The sequence below is a fragment of the Allorhizocola rhizosphaerae genome (genome assembly GCF_003426775.1).
In the GTDB taxonomy this organism is placed as follows: domain Bacteria; phylum Actinomycetota; class Actinomycetes; order Mycobacteriales; family Micromonosporaceae; genus Allorhizocola; species Allorhizocola rhizosphaerae.
This window is the reverse complement of record NZ_QJUG01000040.1, coordinates 19,562-36,100: the sequence shown is the minus strand read 5'-3', so window position 1 is coordinate 36,100 and position 16,539 is coordinate 19,562. Positions and strand designations below refer to the sequence as shown.

Annotated in this window: 13 protein-coding genes; 12 read left to right on the top strand and 1 reads right to left on the bottom strand. The window is 69.0% G+C overall.

From position 1 onward, the window contains the following. Nucleotides 1-77: 77 nt before the first annotated feature. The 10 genes from DM816_RS11070 (at nucleotide 78) to DM816_RS11025 (ending at nucleotide 11,101) form a co-directional block, all read left to right on the top strand. Nucleotides 78-1,271 (top strand): ABC transporter substrate-binding protein, encoded by a 1,194-nt coding sequence (locus tag DM816_RS11070; RefSeq protein ID WP_162907339.1) that lies wholly within the window; start codon nucleotides 78-80, stop codon nucleotides 1,269-1,271. A 490-nt stretch (nucleotides 1,272-1,761) separates the two neighbouring features. Further along, nucleotides 1,762-3,012, top strand: coding sequence for an amidohydrolase family protein (locus DM816_RS11065; protein ID WP_162907338.1), 1,251 nt, complete (start codon nucleotides 1,762-1,764; stop codon nucleotides 3,010-3,012). Beyond that, nucleotides 3,009-3,728, top strand: coding sequence for an ABC transporter ATP-binding protein (locus DM816_RS11060; RefSeq protein ID WP_117210070.1), 720 nt, complete (start codon nucleotides 3,009-3,011; stop codon nucleotides 3,726-3,728). Before DM816_RS11065 ends, DM816_RS11060 begins: the two co-directional genes overlap by 4 nt. Further along, entirely contained in the window at nucleotides 3,728-4,531 is an 804-nt protein-coding gene (locus DM816_RS11055) for an ABC transporter permease (protein WP_117210069.1), read from the top strand. Before DM816_RS11060 ends, DM816_RS11055 begins: the two co-directional genes overlap by 1 nt. Beyond that, nucleotides 4,528-5,679 (top strand): hypothetical protein, encoded by a 1,152-nt coding sequence (locus DM816_RS11050; protein ID WP_117210068.1) that lies wholly within the window; start codon nucleotides 4,528-4,530, stop codon nucleotides 5,677-5,679. Before DM816_RS11055 ends, DM816_RS11050 begins: the two co-directional genes overlap by 4 nt. Beyond that, a complete protein-coding gene (locus DM816_RS11045) occupies nucleotides 5,676-6,989 on the top strand; it encodes an FAD-binding oxidoreductase (protein ID WP_117210067.1) in 1,314 nt (437 codons plus the stop codon). Before DM816_RS11050 ends, DM816_RS11045 begins: the two co-directional genes overlap by 4 nt. Further along, complete coding sequence (locus DM816_RS11040; RefSeq protein WP_117210066.1) at nucleotides 6,986-7,660, top strand: carbon-nitrogen hydrolase family protein; 675 nt, start codon at nucleotides 6,986-6,988, stop codon at nucleotides 7,658-7,660. Before DM816_RS11045 ends, DM816_RS11040 begins: the two co-directional genes overlap by 4 nt. A gap of 221 nt (nucleotides 7,661-7,881) precedes the next feature. Continuing rightward, nucleotides 7,882-9,189 (top strand): sensor histidine kinase, encoded by a 1,308-nt coding sequence (locus tag DM816_RS11035; protein ID WP_117210065.1) that lies wholly within the window; start codon nucleotides 7,882-7,884, stop codon nucleotides 9,187-9,189. Beyond that, nucleotides 9,171-9,842 carry a response regulator transcription factor gene (locus DM816_RS11030; protein WP_246001854.1) on the top strand — a complete coding sequence of 224 codons (672 nt, stop codon included), beginning with the start codon at nucleotides 9,171-9,173 and terminating at the stop codon, nucleotides 9,840-9,842. The genes DM816_RS11035 and DM816_RS11030 overlap by 19 nt, the downstream gene beginning before the upstream one ends. Before the next feature lie 137 nt (nucleotides 9,843-9,979). Beyond that, nucleotides 9,980-11,101, top strand: a complete 1,122-nt coding sequence (locus tag DM816_RS11025; protein ID WP_117210064.1) for a cellulose binding domain-containing protein — start codon at nucleotides 9,980-9,982, stop codon at nucleotides 11,099-11,101. Nucleotides 11,102-11,279: 178 nt separating this feature from the next. Here DM816_RS11025 and DM816_RS11020 read toward each other — a convergent pair whose 3' ends face one another. Further along, complete coding sequence (locus DM816_RS11020; RefSeq protein ID WP_117210063.1) at nucleotides 11,280-12,311, bottom strand: LacI family DNA-binding transcriptional regulator; 1,032 nt, start codon at nucleotides 12,309-12,311, stop codon at nucleotides 11,280-11,282. A gap of 54 nt (nucleotides 12,312-12,365) precedes the next feature. Here DM816_RS11020 and DM816_RS11015 point away from each other — a divergent pair, with 54 nt between their 5' ends. Together DM816_RS11015 and DM816_RS11010 are read left to right on the top strand one after the other, a co-directional pair. After that, nucleotides 12,366-13,412 (top strand): LacI family DNA-binding transcriptional regulator, encoded by a 1,047-nt coding sequence (locus DM816_RS11015; RefSeq protein WP_162907337.1) that lies wholly within the window; start codon nucleotides 12,366-12,368, stop codon nucleotides 13,410-13,412. Nucleotides 13,413-13,716: 304 nt separating this feature from the next. Then, nucleotides 13,717-16,521 carry a carboxypeptidase regulatory-like domain-containing protein gene (locus DM816_RS11010; protein ID WP_162907336.1) on the top strand — a complete coding sequence of 935 codons (2,805 nt, stop codon included), beginning with the start codon at nucleotides 13,717-13,719 and terminating at the stop codon, nucleotides 16,519-16,521. The last annotated feature ends 18 nt before the right edge of the window (nucleotides 16,522-16,539 follow it).

The window sequence follows — 16,539 nt, the reverse complement described above, 5'->3', positions numbered from 1 at the left end:
AAGATACTCGGGTGCGCGAGCCCGGGAACGCCGATAGTCGATTGAAATATAGCCCTTTGTGCAGGCTAGCGGCCTGTTTGAGTGCCGCGGTGATCGCGGCGGCGGGCTGCACGGCACCCGACTCACCCACCTCTCCGTTGGTTATCGGGGTGCTCTCGGCCCACACGGGCCCGGGCGCGGACACCGCCGATGAGGCCAGGCGCGGTGCGCAGCTGGCCATCGACATCGTGAACGAAGACCACGGCGCGCTGTCCGTGCCACTGGGCGCGGGCACCGGTCTGCCGGCGCTGGGCGGCTCCAGGCTGGCCCTCGCCGGCGCCGACAGCCAGGGCAAGCCCGACCAAGCGGTGCGGATGGCGGCCGATCTGGTGACCGCGCAAGGCGCCGTCGGGGTGGTCGTCGCCGAGTCCGCGGATATCGTCTCCGGCACGGCCAGCGAGATGCAGCGGCTGCGCGCGCCCTTGCTCGACGCCAGCAACACTGCCGACTACCTCACCGAGCTCGGGCTGGACTGGTACTTCCGGGCCGGGCCCGGCGACCGGGTGCTCACCGAGAGCGCGTTTGGCGTGCTGCGGCGGCAGTCCGTGCGCCGCCTGGCTGTGCTCACGGAGCCCGGCGGGGACAGCGCGGCCGGCGCAGCGCACATCAAGGCGCTGGCCGGCGCGTCCGGTGGCCAGATCGTGCTTCAGCACGAATTGACCCTAGCCGATTCTGCCGGGGGAGATGTTGCGTTCCGGTTAAAGGAAAGCGGCGCGCAGGCGGTGCTGGCGTGGGCGCACACCCCCGAGGCCGCCACATCCATGGGCCGCCTGGTGCCCACGAACATCCCGATGGTGGGATTGGGCAAGGGTTTTCGCGGCCTGCCCGCGCCGCCGTCGGGCCCGGCGCTCATGCTGCGGCCCGTGCCCTGGTCGGCCGAGCTGGCCACGCGCAGCCCGGCCGCACAGGCGGTGATGGCGCTGTACGAGAAGCGGTTCGGGCACCGCATGAGCGGGCTGGCCGCGGCCAGCTTCACCGCGGTCATCACGCTCGCGGTCGCCATCGACGCCAGCGCCTCCCGCGACCCGGCCACCATCCGCGCCGCGCTGCGCCAGACCTCCCTGTCCTCGACTCAGATGATTATGCCGTGGGACGGCGTGCGCTTCGCCTCCGACGGCCACAACTCCCTGGCCGGCGCCGCCGTGGAGGCCTGGGACGGCAGCGGCTTTCATGTCGTTTACCCGGTGGAGCTCGCGTCGCGCCCGATCAAATGGCCCGGAGCCAGACCATGACCGTTGCCGGCAGCCTCCGCCAAGGCCGCCCGTCACCCGGCTCCACGGACCTCGCCCCGCAGGGCAGGGCCCGCCAAGGAGTCGGGCGGCATGCCGCCCCCATGCCCACTCCAGCCGCCAGTGACGCTGAGCGCGTTGCCGTCGCCAATAATGCCGTGTGCATGGTTGTCGCCGGGAACTGCGTGCCAACGGCCAGTAAGGTCGGTCGCCGCGAACGGGCGGTCGCAACGCCTGTGAGACATGTGAGAAATAGCACTGTCCACATGCGACAAGTCAGCGCGTTTCCGGGCGGGGGAGACCGGGCAGGGTGCGCGACCCACCCATGGGTTGTCCATCGGAGCGCGTCATGAGCGAGGGCTTGCCCGAGCGAATCGACAGGCATGCGCCGCGGAGCGGAGCGGAGGGACACCATGGCGGCGAGGGCCTGCCCGAGCGAATCAGGGAGCATGCGCCGCGTAGCGCAGGGGAGGGGCGCCATTGGAGTTCTTTATTGCTGCGCAATGTGACGCTGACGGACGGGCGCGAGGAGGACGTGTTCATCCGCGACGGTGTCATCGCGGCGATCGGCAAGCCGGGCGGGGCGGGGCCATCACATGCGGACCGCTCCACCCACGCGAGCCGGCACGCGGGCGAGCCGGAGCCGCCCGCGGTTGAGCTCGATCTGACCGGATATCTTTTGCTGCCCGCGCCCGTGGAGCCGCACGCGCACCTGGACAAGGCCTACTCAGCCGACCAGGTGCCCAACCCCGACGGCGACCTGATGGGCGCCGTGCGCGGCTGGCTGGCGCACCGCACCACGATGTCGCAGCGGGACATCACCGCCCGGGCCGAGGCCGCGATCCGGGCATACGTAGCCAACGGCGTGACGCAGATCCGCACGCACGTGGACATCGGGCCCGGCATCGAGCTGCGCGGGCTCGAGGCCGTCCTGGCCGTCAAGGCTCCGATCCGCCCGCAGATCGTGGCGTTCGGGTCCAACCCACTGTCCGGATCGGACGGTGCGCGCAACCGCGACCTCCTGCGCGAGGCCGTGGCCATGGGCGCGGACGTGGTGGGCGCCTGCCCGGCGCTCGACCCCGACCCGAAGGCGTGCATAGAGTTTTGCCTCCAGCTGGCCGCGGACGCGCGGCTGCCGCTCGATCTGCACGTCGACGAGATGCTCGATCCCGATCCTTGCACCCTTGCCCTGCTGGCCGACGCCGTGCTCGCCACCGGATTCGAGCATGGCGTGGTCGCCAGCCATTGCGTCAGCCTCGGCATGATGCCACCCGCCCAAGCGCGTGAGATCGCCCTGCGCGTCGCGAAGGCCGGCATCGCGGTCGTCTGTCTGCCCCAGACGAACCTGTATCTGCAGGGCAGGATGCACGAGGCGGCACCGCCGCGCGGTTTGACGGCCATGCGGCTGTTGCGCGAGGCGGGCGCGGTCGTCGCCGGGGGAGGCGACAATCTGCAGGACCCGTTCAACATCATGGGCCGCGCCGACGCCCTGGAAACAGCGGCGCTGCTCGTGATGGCCGGGCATGACAGCCCACAACAGGCCTATGACGCGGTGAGCACCTGTGCCCGGCGCGCCCTGGGATTGCGCGAGAACCCGATCGGCGTGGGTGCGGCCGCCGATCTGCTCGCCATCCGCGCCGGCTCACTGCGTGAGGCCATTGCCACGGCACACCCGGACCGCGTGGTGGTCCGCGCGGGGCGGGTCGCTGCCTTGACCACCCTGACGACGGATTGGCCAACATGATCACCATCGAGGACTTACAGGTCCGATATCCCAACGGGACACTCGCCGTCGACGGCGTGTCCCTCGAACTCAAAGCGGGAGAGTTCGTGGCGGTGGTTGGGCCGTCAGGCTGCGGAAAGAGCACGCTGCTGCGTGCCGCCGCGGGCCTGCAGGCGCCCACCGCCGGAAGCATCAACAGCACCAGCGACCACCTGGGATTTGTCTTCCAGGACCCGACCCTGCTGCCGTGGCGCACCGTCCTGCGCAACGTGGAGCTGATCGGTGAGCTGCGCAAGATGGACAGGACGACCAGACGGACCCGGGCCATGGACGCATTGTCTCGGGTGGGCCTCACGGAATTCGCCGACCACCGGCCGCGCACGCTTTCCGGGGGCATGCGCATGCGTGTCTCCCTTGCGCGCACCATGCTCACCCAGCCGCAGCTGCTGCTGTTCGACGAACCCTTTGGCGCGGTGGACGAAATCACCCGTTCCCGGCTGTGTGACGATCTGCAGCACCTGTTCGTCGCGGACCGGTTCGCCGCCCTGCTGGTGACCCACTCCATCGCGGAGGCCGTCTATCTGGCGAGCCGTGTGCTGGTCATGTCGGACCGGCCCGGCCACATCGTGGGCGAGGTCGCGGTACCACATGAATATCCTCGAAAACCTATGTGGCGCTTCGAATCCGAGTTCACGGAGCTGACGTCGCGGGTCTATGCCCTGCTGGGGGTGGCGTGATGGCGCGCCGCCTGCTTCCCCCGGCCGCCGTCTTCGGCGCCTTCCTGATTATCTGGTACGCCGTCAGCACCCTCGTGATCGACGACGGCCTGCGCTTTCTCCTGCCGACGCCCGACGCGGTGGTGCGGGTGGGCTTCCTCGACCCGGCCAACCTGACCGAACTGCTTGCGGGCCTTGGGCTTTCCGCCCGCGTGGCCCTCACCGGCCTCGCGCTGGCTGTCGTGATTGGACTGGCCTGGGCCATCCTCATGAGCCAGGCGAATTGGCTGGAGCGCTCGCTGTACCCGTACGCGGTGCTCCTGCAGACGGTGCCGATCCTCGCGCTGGTGCCGCTGTTCGGCTACTGGTTCGGGTTCGGGTTCCCCAGCCGGGTGCTCGCGTGCGTGCTGATCGCGCTGTTCCCGGTCGTCGCCAACACGCTGTTCGGCCTGCGCTCGGTGGATCCGGCGCTGCAGGACCTGTTTTCGATGCACAATGCCGGGCGGATGACGCGCCTGTTCAAACTCCAGCTGCCCGCCGCGCTGCCGAGCATCTTCACCGGGCTGCGCATCGCCGCCGGGGCGTCGGTCATCGGCGCGATCGTGGGCGACTTCTTCTTCCAGCAGGGCCAGGCCGGCATAGGCCAACTCATTTACATATATCCCCGTCGGCTACAGTCCGAGATGCTGTTTGCCGCCGTGATCCTGGCTTCGCTGTTTGGCCTCGTTGTGTTTTGGCTGTTCGGTCTCGTGGCCAAGCGAGTGACCGCCTGGCACGAGTCGCAACTGGCCGACCCTCATAACCCCCTTGGAGGAAACAGATGAGTACCATCAGACGCCTGGCCGTCGGGACCGTCGCGGTGATGTTCGCCGCCGGTTGCCAGACCGCGGCCGGGACGTCCAACGTGGGTGCGAGCCTCGACCCGGGTTCGGGCGCGCTCGACCTGGCCGCGGTGTGCCCCGCGACCGTCGTCGTGCAGGCCGCGTGGACCCCGCAGGCCGAGCACGGCGCGCTGTACCACCTGCTGGGCCAGACCTACACCATCGACGGCGACAAGAAGAAGGTCACCGGCCCACTGGTGGCGCAGGGCAAGGACACCGGCGTGAAGATTGAGATCCGGGCGGGCGGCCCGGCGATCGGTTTCCAGAACGCCGGCGCGCAGATGTATGCCGATCCCTCCATCATGCTCGGCATGGTGGCCACCGACGACGCGGTGGGCCTGTCGGCCAAGCAGCCGGTGATCGGCGTGGTGGCGCCGTTCGACATCGCACCCTACATGATCATGTGGGACCCGGCGACCAACCCGGGCTTCAACTCGATCGTCGACATTGGAAAGACGAACACCAAGGTGCTGTACTTCAACGGCGCCAACTATATGGAGTACCTGGTCGGCTCGGGCATCCTCAAGCGCGGCCAGATCGACGGGTCGTATGACGGCAGCCCCACCCGCTTCCTGTCCGAGCAGGGCAAGGTCGCGCAGCAGGGGTTCGCCACCAACGAGCCGTTCATCTATGAGAAGGCGTTGCCGCAGTGGAAGAAGCCGGTCAAGTTCCAGCTGATCCACGACACCGGCTACCCGATCTACCCGGAGGCGGTCGTCGTGCGGGCCGACAAGAAGGCCGAGCACTCGGCGTGCCTGAAGAAGCTGGTACCCATCATCCAGCGCTCGCAGGTGGAGTACGTGAAGAACGCGGCCGCGACCACCGACCTCATCGTGAAGCTCGCCACCGAGTACAAGGGCTTCCCGTACCCGAAGGAGCAGGCCGCGTTCAGCGTGGAGCAGCAGCTCAAACTGAAGATCGTGGGCAACGGGTCGAACTCGACGCTGGGCGATTTCGACACCGAGCGGGTCCGCAAGGTCATCAGCATCGTGGGCCCGATCTACACCGGGCAGCGCAAGGAGGTCAAGACAGGCCTGGTGCCGCAGGACCTGTTCACCAACGAGTTCATCGACACCTCCATCGGCCTGTGATTCCTCAGCTGGAGGTGGTGGCGGCGCGCGCGGCACGGCTCGCGCCGCCACCCCACGCGGTCGCCTCACTGGCCGCCGATCTGCGCCGGGAACTCGGCGCCGACCGGGTGTCCACGGTGGAATCGGCGCGGCGGGCCGCGTCCAACGACTACGCGCACCTGTCGCCCGTGCTGTCGGCGGTGCTTCCGGCGAAGGCCGCCGATGTGGTGGTGTATCCGCGGTCCGCCGAAGAGTTGCGCGCCGCGGTGGCTCTTGCCTATGAGCACGCGGTACCGATCGTGCCTCGCGGAAAGGGCACCGGAAACTACGGACAGGCCGTCCCGCTCGCGGCCGGGCTGGTCATCGATCTGTCCGGGATGGACAGTGTGCTGGAGATGGGCGAGGGCTGGATCCGGGCGGAGGCGGGCACGTCGTTCGTGGCGCTGGAGGCGGCGGCCAAGCGGGTCGGGCAGGAGGTCGCGATGCTGCCGACAACCGTCGGCAGCACGATCGGCGGGTTCCTGGCCGGCGGCGCGGGCGGCATGGGTTCGATCGAGCACGGCTGGCTGTGGGAGGGATTCGCGCTCACGCTGGATGTGGTGACTCCCATGGGGCCGTTGACGTTGCATGGGGCGCAATGCGTGCCATATCTGCATGCCTACGGCGTCAACGGAATCATCGCGGTCGCGACGGTGCGGTTGGCACCGCTGCGTTCGCGCACGGCGGTGATGGCTTCGTACGAGTCGTTTGAGGCCGCTGTCCACACCGGACAGCGGCTTTTGGAGCGTCGGCCCGCGCCTCGGCTCGTGTCGATCGACGACCCGGGACTTGCCGCGCTGTATCCGCTTCCCACCGAGGGTCGTTACAGCCTGCGGGCCGCCGTCGACGACTCGGCCGTCGACGACTTCCGGGCGGCCGTCGAGGCGGACGGAGGCCGGGTCGATTCGGTTGACCCGGACGGGATCGGCTATCTGTCCACATTGGCGTTCAACCACGTCACGTTGCGGGCCAGGAAGGTCCGTCCGGACCTGTGCCATCTGCAGGTCGGCGGAGACGTGCTGGTGCGCGATCCGGACGCGGTGCGCTCGGTGCTGCCCGGCTCGCTGCTGCACCTGGACGGCTTCCGGCACGGGTTCGGTGGGCTCCTGCTGTCGTCGTTCCAGGACACGCGCACGCTGTACGACGGGATCGACCAACTGCGGGAGATGGGCGTGTTCGTGGTCGATCCGCACACCTGGATGCTGGGCGGCCAGGCGCTGCCCGCGATCCGGGAGACGGCCGTCACCAACGATCCGAAGGGCTTACTCAACCCGGGTAAACTGCCTGCATGATCATTGCAGTGGCGCAGCCCCCGCTGGTCTCGCTTGACGTGGCGGCCAACGCGCTCGCGCATGCCGCGGCGGTGCGGGAGGCGGGGGCGCGGGTGGTCGTGTTCCCGGAGCTTTCGCTGACGGGATACGAGCTGGGCGCTCCCTCGCTCGCGCCCGACGACGCGCGGCTCGCGCCGATCGTGCGGGCGTGTGCCGAGACGGGCTCGCTCGCGCTGGTGGGCGCGCCCGTCGCGGAGCACATCGCCATGCTCGCCGTCGACTCGGCGGGAGCCCGTGTGGCGTACCAGAAAATCTATGTCGGCGCGGCAGAGGCGGAGCGCTTCCGTCCGGGGGGCAAGCCGTCGGTCATCGAGGTCGACGGATTGCGGTTGGGGCTGGCCATCTGCCGCGACACCGGCATCGCCCAGCACGCCGCCGACACGGCCGCGGTGGGCATGGACGTCTACGTGGCGGGCGCGGTCAACCACGCGCACGACTGGTCCACTCAGGACAGTCGGGCCCGCCGGGTCGCCACCGACCACAACGTGTGGGTCGCGGTGGCGAGCTTCGCGGGCTCCACCGGCAGTGGCTACGACAACGTCGCGGGCCGGTCGGGCATCTGGGCACCCGGCGGCGCACTCGTGGCGCAGGCCGGATCGCAGCCCGGCGAGATTGTGCGCGCCGCGCTATAGCCAAGCCGCCCTCGCGTAAAGAGCAGCAACGGCCGGCGACGGCGGTCGCTGCGATGGCGTGGGCGTGCGCCGAGGCTTGGAAGGCGCCGAGACAGGCGCCGGGCAGGATGCTGAGGAGCTGCGGGTCAAGAGTGGTTCGAGGTATGCCTAGGTATACCTCAAGACTCCACGTGGACGGATTGAGCACGTGTCCGGCCGTTGGCTAGCGTGGCCGCGTGACAATGCAATCGTCGACGCGACGAAGATTTCTGCGCAGCGGTTGGCTGTGGCGATCGCTGGTGTTTGTGCTGACGTCCGCCCCGCTGGTGGCTTCCGCGATGGTGTTGATGGCGATGGTCGGCGTGCCGTGGATCGTCACCGTCGGCCGGTTGCGCGCGGGCACCGGCGGCGCGGACCTGTTTGTGGTGCTGGCGGTGTTCACGTCGGTGCTCGCGGCGGTGTTCGGGCCGTTGGCGGCGATGGCGGTCGGCGGATTCGAGCGGTGGCGCGTGCGGCTGGTCGACGCCCGCCCGCTGGTCTCCGGGCATCGCCGCCCGCCCGCGCAAGGCGTCTGGCCCTGGCTGCGCACGCGATACACCGAGGCGGCCACGTGGCGCGAGTTTGCCTACCTGTGTCTGCTCGGTGTGGTGGCGCCCGTGGCCTATGCCGCACTCGCGGCGGTCGTGTTGTTGGTGGTGGTGCTGTTATGTGGGCCGTTCATCGCCGGCCTCGGCGAAGGCCCGGTCGTGCTCGGTGTCGTGGAGGTGTCCACGCCCAAAGAGGCGCTGCCCTACGCCATCGTCGGTCTGGGGCTGGTTCCGGCGCTGGCCCTTCTGTTCGCCGCGCTGGCGGGTGGGCACGCGGCAGTGGCTCGGGCGCTGCTCGACGGGCGATCGGGCGGTGAGCAGGCGGAGGCGGCCCTGGTCGAGGTGTCGCGCTCGCGTGCCCGGTTGGTGGACGCGTTCGAGACCGAGCGCCGCCGCATCGAGCGTGACCTGCACGACGGTGCGCAGCAGCGGCTGGTCAGCCTGACGCTCAAGCTCGGGCTCGCCCGGCTCGATCTGCCCGACGACTCCCCGGCGGCGCGCAGCGTCACCGTCGCGCACGACGAGGCCAAGCAGCTGATGGCCGAGCTGCGCGAGCTGATCCGGGGCATCCATCCCAAGGTGCTCACCGATCTGGGGCTCGCGGTGGCCCTGCGCGAGCGCGCCGACCGGTGCCCGATCCCCGTGACGGTGCGGGCCGACCTGCCGGGGCGGCTGTCCGGCCACGTCGAGGCGACCGCATACTTCGTGGTGGCCGAGGCTCTGACCAATGTGGTCAAGCACAGCGGCGCCACGGCCGCGTCGGTCACCGTGCACCGGGTGGGCGACACGCTGACCGTTCAGGTCGTCGACGACGGCCGGGGCGGTGCGGATCCTGCGGGCGGCACTGGGCTGACCGGGCTCGCCGACCGGGTCGCGGCCGGTGACGGCACGATGCGCCTGTCCAGTCCGGCCGGTGGGCCGACCGTCATCCACGTGGAGTTGCCGTGCACGACAAGCGAATAGTCCGCGTAGTCCTCGCCGAGGACGGCGTCCTGCTGCGCGAGGGGCTGGCCGGGCTGCTGAGCCGGTTTGGGTTTGAGGTGGTCGCAGCGGTGGGCGACGCGCCGGGCCTGCACGCGGCGGTCGCCGAGCATGCGCCCGATCTCGTGGTCACCGACATCCGGATGCCACCCGGGTTCAGCGACGAGGGGCTGCGGGCGGCGGTGCAGCTGCGCCGCGCCAACCCGGGCCTCGCGGTGGTCGCGCTCAGCCAATACGTGCAGCACAGCTATGCCACGGACCTGCTCGACTCAGCGGGCGGGCGCGGGGTGGGATATCTGCTCAAAGACCGGGTGGTCGACGTCGCGGAGTTCGTCGCGACGCTGCGCCAGGTCGTCGACGGCGGCACGGTGGTCGACCCCGACGTCGTGCGGCAGCTGCTGCGCCGCCGCGCCGATCCGCTCTCGCCGCTGAGCGCGCGGGAGCGCGAGGTCCTGGCGCTGGTCGCGGAGGGGCACTCCAACGCGGCCATCGGCAAGCTGCTCGTCATGTCGGAGGCCGGCGTCGGCAAACACGTCGGCAAGATCCTGGCCAAGCTCAACCTTCCGCCCACCGACGACACCAACCGGCGCGTGCTGGCCGTGCTCGCCTATTTGCGGAGCGCGCCCGGGGGCTGATCCGCTGGGATTCTCCAATCCGGACACTGTGGCGGCGTACCGTATCATTCATCAGAGACGATGCAGTCCAGTTTGGGAGCCGGGCGTCACGCGTCACGCGACGACTTCTGTGTGCTCCTGGAAGGACTGAGAAACCTATGCCAAGACGCGTCCCATGGGCGGCGCTTGTCGCTGCGGTTGCGGCATTCGCCGCTGCCACCGCGTTCGCCGTCATCCAATCCGCCCCCGCCGCAACGGCCGCCGCCGTGCGCATCATGCCGCTCGGCGACTCCATCACCGGTTCGCCCGGCTGCTGGCGGGCCCTGCTCTGGAATCGCTTGCAAAGCAACGGCATAACGAACATTGATTTTGTGGGTACCCTTCCGCCGCAGGGCTGCGGGGTGGCGCACGACGGCGACAACGAGGGCCACGGCGGCTTCCTGGCCACCAACATCGCCAATCAGAACCAGCTTCCGGGCTGGCTGTCGGCGACCCGCCCGGACATCGTGGTGATGCACCTGGGCACCAACGACGTGTGGAGCAACATCGCACCTGCGACCATCCTCACCGCGTTCAGCAAGCTGGTCGACCAGATGCGGGCCAGCAACGCGAGCATGAAAGTCCTGGTGGCCAAAATAATTCCGATGGCGCCGTCGCAATGCCCCGACTGTGGCCAACGCGTGATCAACTTCAACAATGCCATCCCCGCGTGGGCTCAGGGCAAGTCCACCGCACAGTCTCCGATCACCGTGGTCGACCAGTGGACCGGCTTCTCCACCAGTGCTGACACCTACGACGGCGTGCACCCGAACGCGTCCGGCGACCAGAAGATGTCCGACAAGTGGTATCCACCGCTGGTTTCCGCCATCAACGGCACGTCGCCCTCACCGTCGCCTTCGCCCTCGCCGAGCACGACTGCGTCCGTTTCGCCTTCGCCTTCGCCCTCGCCCAGCGCGTCCACCCCGGCACCGAACAAGCGGTGCTCTGCCACATACCGCATCGCCGGCCAGTGGGGCGGCGGCTACCAGGGCGAGATCACCGTCACCAACACGGGAACGGTCCCGATCGACGGCTGGATCATCACGTGGTCGTTCCCGAACGGACAGGTTATTTCGCAGCTGTGGAACGGAACCTGGACCCAGTCGGGCGCGAACGTCACGGTCAACCACATGAGCTGGAACGGCAAGCTCAACCCGGGCCAGAGCATCACCTTCGGCTTCATCGCCTCGTGGAACGGCACCAACGCGCCGCCGAGCAACCTCACCTGCACACCGCGCTAAAGGCGTTGCGGCCCCGCGGTTTGCCGCCGCGGGGCCGCAACGCATCGCGGTCGGCGCAGATAGGGAACCAGCGAGAGGTTACGCTCGGTGCTGCCGGCCGAGGCGCGGTCGCCGATCCATGCGGTGACCGTGTTGTTGCCGGGATTGACGCCGAAGCGGCAGGGCGCTGCGGCGGTGTTTAAGTGCCAGGCGTGCTTTCCCGCACCACGACCTCGGTCGTGATCGTGACGACCTTCTCGGTGTCGCCGCGCAGGGCGAGCCTCATCGCGGTGCGGCCGACCTTGCGCAGCGGTATCACGACGGAGGTGAGCGCCGGCGCCACGTCGACGGCCGAGGCGATGTCGTCGAAACCGGCCACGGCGATGTCTTCCCCTGGCACCAGGCCCAGTTCGCGCAGTGCCGTCATGGCTCCGATCGCCATCACGTCGTTGACGGCGAAGACCGCCTCCACCCCGCGCCGGGCGAGTTCGCCGGCGGCCCGGTAGCCGCCGTTGCGGGTGAACTCCGTTTCAATCCGGACAGGGTCGCCGACGCCGGCATCGCGCAGGCCCTTCTCGAAACCGTCCTGCCGGTCGCGCGAGGTGAGCAGCTCGCGCCTGGCATGGATGATGGCGAATTTCCGATATCCATATTGGACGAGCGTACGGGCGAGCTGCCGCGCGCCGCCGAAGTTGTCGATGCTCACCGTGCTGAACGGCAGGCCCGGCTGGCTGATGACCACGACCCGCCCGCCCGCCGTCTGATACGCCAGAAGCTCCTCGGCCAGCGCCCGTTGGGAGCGATCACCTTCGATGCGACTGCCCGCAACGATGATGGCCCGCGGGCGCTGGCCGCGCAGCGCCCGGACGATCTCCAACTCGCGTTCCGGTGACCGGCCCGAGACCGCCATGGTGACGATGAGCCCGGCCGCCTCGGCCGCCTCCGTAACGCCGGCGGCGATGGTGGAGAAGTAGGGGTCGTCGATGTCGCTCACGACCATGGCGGCGGTCGTCGTCGAGCCCCGCGCGACGGCCTGGGCCGACAGGTGCGGCGCGTAATTGAGTTTCGCCGCCGCGGCCAGCACCCGGAAGACGTTGTCCTGTTTGACATTTCGCGTGCTGCCATTGAGCACGCGCGATGCGGTCGCGCCGGAGACCCCCGCCTCGCGGGCCACATCGTGCAGCGTGGCCGGCGGGCGGTCGCCCGAGCGCGGCCTGGATCCCCGATGCATATCGGATATTGTGCCTGCCACAGTAGTTTGACCAGCGGCGGGAGGGTGTGGCCAGTGCCGCATGCAGCGAGGCCGACCGTCACCTTGCACGACGTGGCGGCGGCGGCAGGCGTTTCGGTGTCGACCGCGTCGCGGGTGCTCGGCGGTAGCACGCGCACGGTCGCGGCGGAGTATGAGCAGCGTGTGCTCGCTGCCGCGGCCGCGCTGCGGTACACGCCCGACGCGTCGGCCCGGGCCATGCGGCGCATGAGCGACTCCATCACGCTGCTTGCCGACGACCTCACCACGCCATCGATAGCCATCGTCGTGGCGGCGATGGAGCGGCAGGCCCGCACGGCGGGCGCGTTCGTCACGGTGTCCTCGACGAGGGCCGTCCCGCGGCGGCAGCTCGAAGCGGTCCGGCGGCTGCGTGCGCTGCGCCCCCGTGCTCTGGTGCTCACGTCGAGCCGGATCAACGCCGGCGCCCTGCAGGGTCGCCTGCTCAACGAGCTGGTCGCGTACGAGCGGGAGGGCGGCCGGGTCGTGCTGGTGGGCGATACCGACATGCCGTTCGACTCGATCAGCTTCGACAACTTCGGGTCCGCCCGCTTCGTGGGCGCCCATGTTGGTGAGTCCGGGCATCGGCGCGTGGTCATCCTCTCCGGGCCGCCCGGACATGCCACGGCCACCGCACGTGCCTCGGGATTCGCCGAAGGACTGCGCGCCGCCGGCGTCGACTCGCGGCACATCCGGCTCGTGAACTGCGAAGTGAGCCGCCAGGGCGGGTTCGACGCGGCGCGGCAGCTGATCGACGAGGGGCTCGGCGACACCGACGCGGTGCTGGGGGTCAACGACATCGTCGCGATCGGCGCGATGTCCGCCCTGCGTGACGCCGGTGTGGCGGTGCCGGGCGGGGTGTCGGTGACCGGTTTCGACGACGTCCAGCTCGCGGTCGACGTCACGCCCCGGCTGACCACCATCGCGCTTCCGTTGGCCCACGCCGGGGCGGAGGCGATCCGCCTGGCCACGAGCGAGCGCGGCATGGAGCCCGCCCGGCTGACGGTGCGCGGCCACCTCGTCGTCCGCGACAGCACGAAGGCGCGGCCGCTCGCCGGTTCGTGACGCGGTGCCGACCGGGCGAGATTGACCATGAGGTTGGCGCGGCGACACGCCGTCGAACATGGACTGAAGTTCATGATCGACAGGAACTGGGGAAGCGGGCAAAAGGGATAACGGTCGGGCATTAGGTTGGGTTTCTGAATGGGCTGTGCAGTCCGTTTCCCTTTTGTTATCTGCGGAAACGCTTGACGTATGCGTCGGGGGAGCGGCAAACTGCGGAATGCGTTTTCCCGCCCACCCCTAGACTCCACCGACTCCGACCCACTGCCCGGCCGGCCCACGGCTGAGCAGGAAGGATGGTCTCGCCGTGACCCCATCCGTGCCCAAGCGCGTGGCACTGTTAGTCATGCTCCTGGTAGCGCCGATGAGCCTCATGCCCACGAGCGGTGCCGCCGCCGGGGGCGGTGGGGCGAAGTACTACGTGGACGCTTCCGGCGGCGATGACGCGGCCACGGGCACCACGCCGGCCGCGGCGTGGCGGACCCTCGACCGGGTCAACGCCACCGTCTTCCAGCCGGGCGACGAGATCCTGCTGCGCGCGGGCCAGCGCTGGACCGGTCAACTCTGGCCGAAAGGGTCGGGGCAGCCGGGCCGGCCGATCGTCATCGACCGATACGGGCAGGGCGAAAAGCCGGAGGTCAACGGTGCCGGGCAGGTCGCCGACGCGGTCCGGCTGCACAACCAGGAGCACTGGGAGATCCGCAACCTCCGGGTCAGCAACGCGAACCCGCTCGGTGGTGGGCAGCCCGGCACCAACCTGCGTGACCTGCGCGGCATCGGGATCAGCGGGGACATGGGCGGGCAGCTGAACCACTTCCGGATCGACGCGGTCGACGTGCACGACGTCACCGGTGAGATCAACTGGATCGGCGGGGACCCGGCCGGCAACAGGCCGGGCATCACCTTCCGCACCGGCTGGGACCGCTCGAAGAACACGGGCGGGATCGTGCTGCGCGGGCTCGTCGCCGACGCGGCCAACCCGGGCTCGCCGACCGTGCTCAACGACATCCTCATCGAGAACTCGACCGTGTCGCGGACGTCGTTCGCCGGCATCATCGTCAAGCAGCACACCGGTTCCAACCCGGGCGCGGTGCACACCGGATGGGGCGAGCGGGCAAGCCGCGACGATCCCCGATTCGCGCCGCACACCAACGTGGTGATCCGTGGCAACTTCATCACCCAGGAAGGCACCGACTACGGCTGCAACGGCATGTACCTCACCGGCATCCGCGGTGGTCTGGTCGAGCGCAACGTGGTCTATCGCACCGGCACATCCGGGATCGAGGCCTACTACGCCGACGACATCGTGATCCAGCACAACGAGGTTTACGAGACCGAGCAGAAGGCGGGCGGGGCCGACTCCAACGGCATCGACCCGGACAACGGCACCACCAACATCGTCGTGCAGTACAACTTCGTGCACGACAACGGGGACGGCATCCTGCTGTGCCAGTGTGGCCGCGGTTTCGGCGACGCCTGGATCCGGTACAACATTATTAAAAGCAATACGCGGTACCAGATTTACCTGCACTCCAATCGCGGCGCCACCGCTTACATCTACAACAACACCATCGTCAACGACGTGAGCGACCACCTCGTTTACGGCTATGGCAACTTCCTGCAGGCCACATATCACCTGTGGAACAACATTTTCTACTCCACGCGGGCGAACGCGTCGCTGACGACGAGCCCGACCATCGACTACGAGTCCAATGTGTACGGTGGTGCCGCGCTCACCATCCCCAGCTCCGACACCAAGCCGGTGGTGGGCGATCCGATGTTCCTCGGGCAGGTGACCGGCCCCTACGGGACGGCCGAGACGGGCCCGCGGTTGGACAGGGCCTTGCCGCTGCGCGTCGCCTCGGGCTCGCGTGCGGTCGGGACCGGCATCAGCGTCGAAAACAACGGCGGCGCGGACTACTCGGGAGCGACTGTCTACAACGGACCCCCCGACATCGGCGCGTTCGAGTACCGCACGCCGCCGGGCCAGGCGTCGGAGTCGATCAACGGGTTCGTCCACGACCAGTACGGGCGCCCGGTGCCCGCCGCCGACGTCGTGCTCGAGTCCCACGGCAAGACCTTCACGACCACGACCGAGCACGACGGCTTCTACCGGATCGCCGGTGTGCGGTTCGGCGGCCACGGCACCCTCACCCTGAGCAAGGCCGACTACGTGCCGGCCACAGGCTCGGTGACGGTCGCGCTCGGCGGCACGACCCGCCACGACGTCACCCTCGTCACGACGCGAGTCGACGGCACGATCCAGGGCCGGGTGCTCGACGAACGGGCCCAACCGCTGCAAGGGGCGTTGGTGAGCGTGCTCTCCGGTGGCAACACCGTCGCCACATCCAGGTCCACAGTGGACGGCACCTTCAGCGTGGCGGGAATCCCGGCGGGCGAGGGCTACGCGGTACAGGCTCGGATGGACGGCCGCCTCGGCGATCAGAAGGCGAGCCTGTCCGTCACGCCGGGTCAGACCACGGACGCGGGCGGCCTGCTGCTCCCGCTGGAAACCGCCACGGCCATCCAGGAGCACACGTTCGACGCGCTGCCGGTCGGGCCGTTTGCCGGCGGCACCAACGGATGGCAGGTGACCTCCACGGGCAACGCCGTCGACGTCGTCGCGGTGCCAAGCGAAACTGACCGGAGCGTGCGCCTGACCCGGACGGCCAACACCGGCGGGACGCCCGGCACCAACATGACGTTGCCGTTCGCCCAGCCGCTGCAGGGCCTGGTCACGATCGAAGCCCGCGTGATGCGCAGTGAGCCCTACGTCTCCGGCAACAACTGGTTCAGCCTGCCGTACGTGTACAACACCAATGGCGCGCCGGCGGTCAGCTTCGCCTTTGACAAGGGAAACATTGTCGCGTACGAGGGCACGACATCGCGCATCCTCGAAAGCTATGAGCTCGGCCGCTGGTACCGGATCAAATTGGTCATAGACACCGTGAATCAGCGGTTCGACCTGTCCATCGACGGGCAACCGCGCATCGACGACGGCCGGTTCCGCAACGCGATGCCGGCGATCGGAAGCCTCTCCTTCTACGCCAACAGCTCCAACTACGGATCGGCCTATGTGGACAATGTCACCGTCGCTTATGGACGGGCGTGACCGATGAGCGCACTCGGA

Bases quoted from the DNA above. Each gene is read 5' to 3' on its own strand.
- DM816_RS11060 (WP_117210070.1), top strand. From the start codon at position 3,009: ATGATCACCATCGAGGACTTACAGGTCCGATATCCCAACGGGACACTC.
- DM816_RS11040 (WP_117210066.1), top strand. From the start codon at position 6,986: ATGATCATTGCAGTGGCGCAGCCCCCGCTGGTCTCGCTTGACGTGGCG.
- DM816_RS11055 (WP_117210069.1), top strand. From the start codon at position 3,728: ATGGCGCGCCGCCTGCTTCCCCCGGCCGCCGTCTTCGGCGCCTTCCTG.
- DM816_RS11050 (WP_117210068.1), top strand. From the start codon at position 4,528: ATGAGTACCATCAGACGCCTGGCCGTCGGGACCGTCGCGGTGATGTTC.
- DM816_RS11020 (WP_117210063.1), bottom strand. From the start codon at position 12,311: ATGCATCGGGGATCCAGGCCGCGCTCGGGCGACCGCCCGCCGGCCACG.
- DM816_RS11035 (WP_117210065.1), top strand. From the start codon at position 7,882: ATGCAATCGTCGACGCGACGAAGATTTCTGCGCAGCGGTTGGCTGTGG.
- DM816_RS11025 (WP_117210064.1), top strand. From the start codon at position 9,980: ATGCCAAGACGCGTCCCATGGGCGGCGCTTGTCGCTGCGGTTGCGGCA.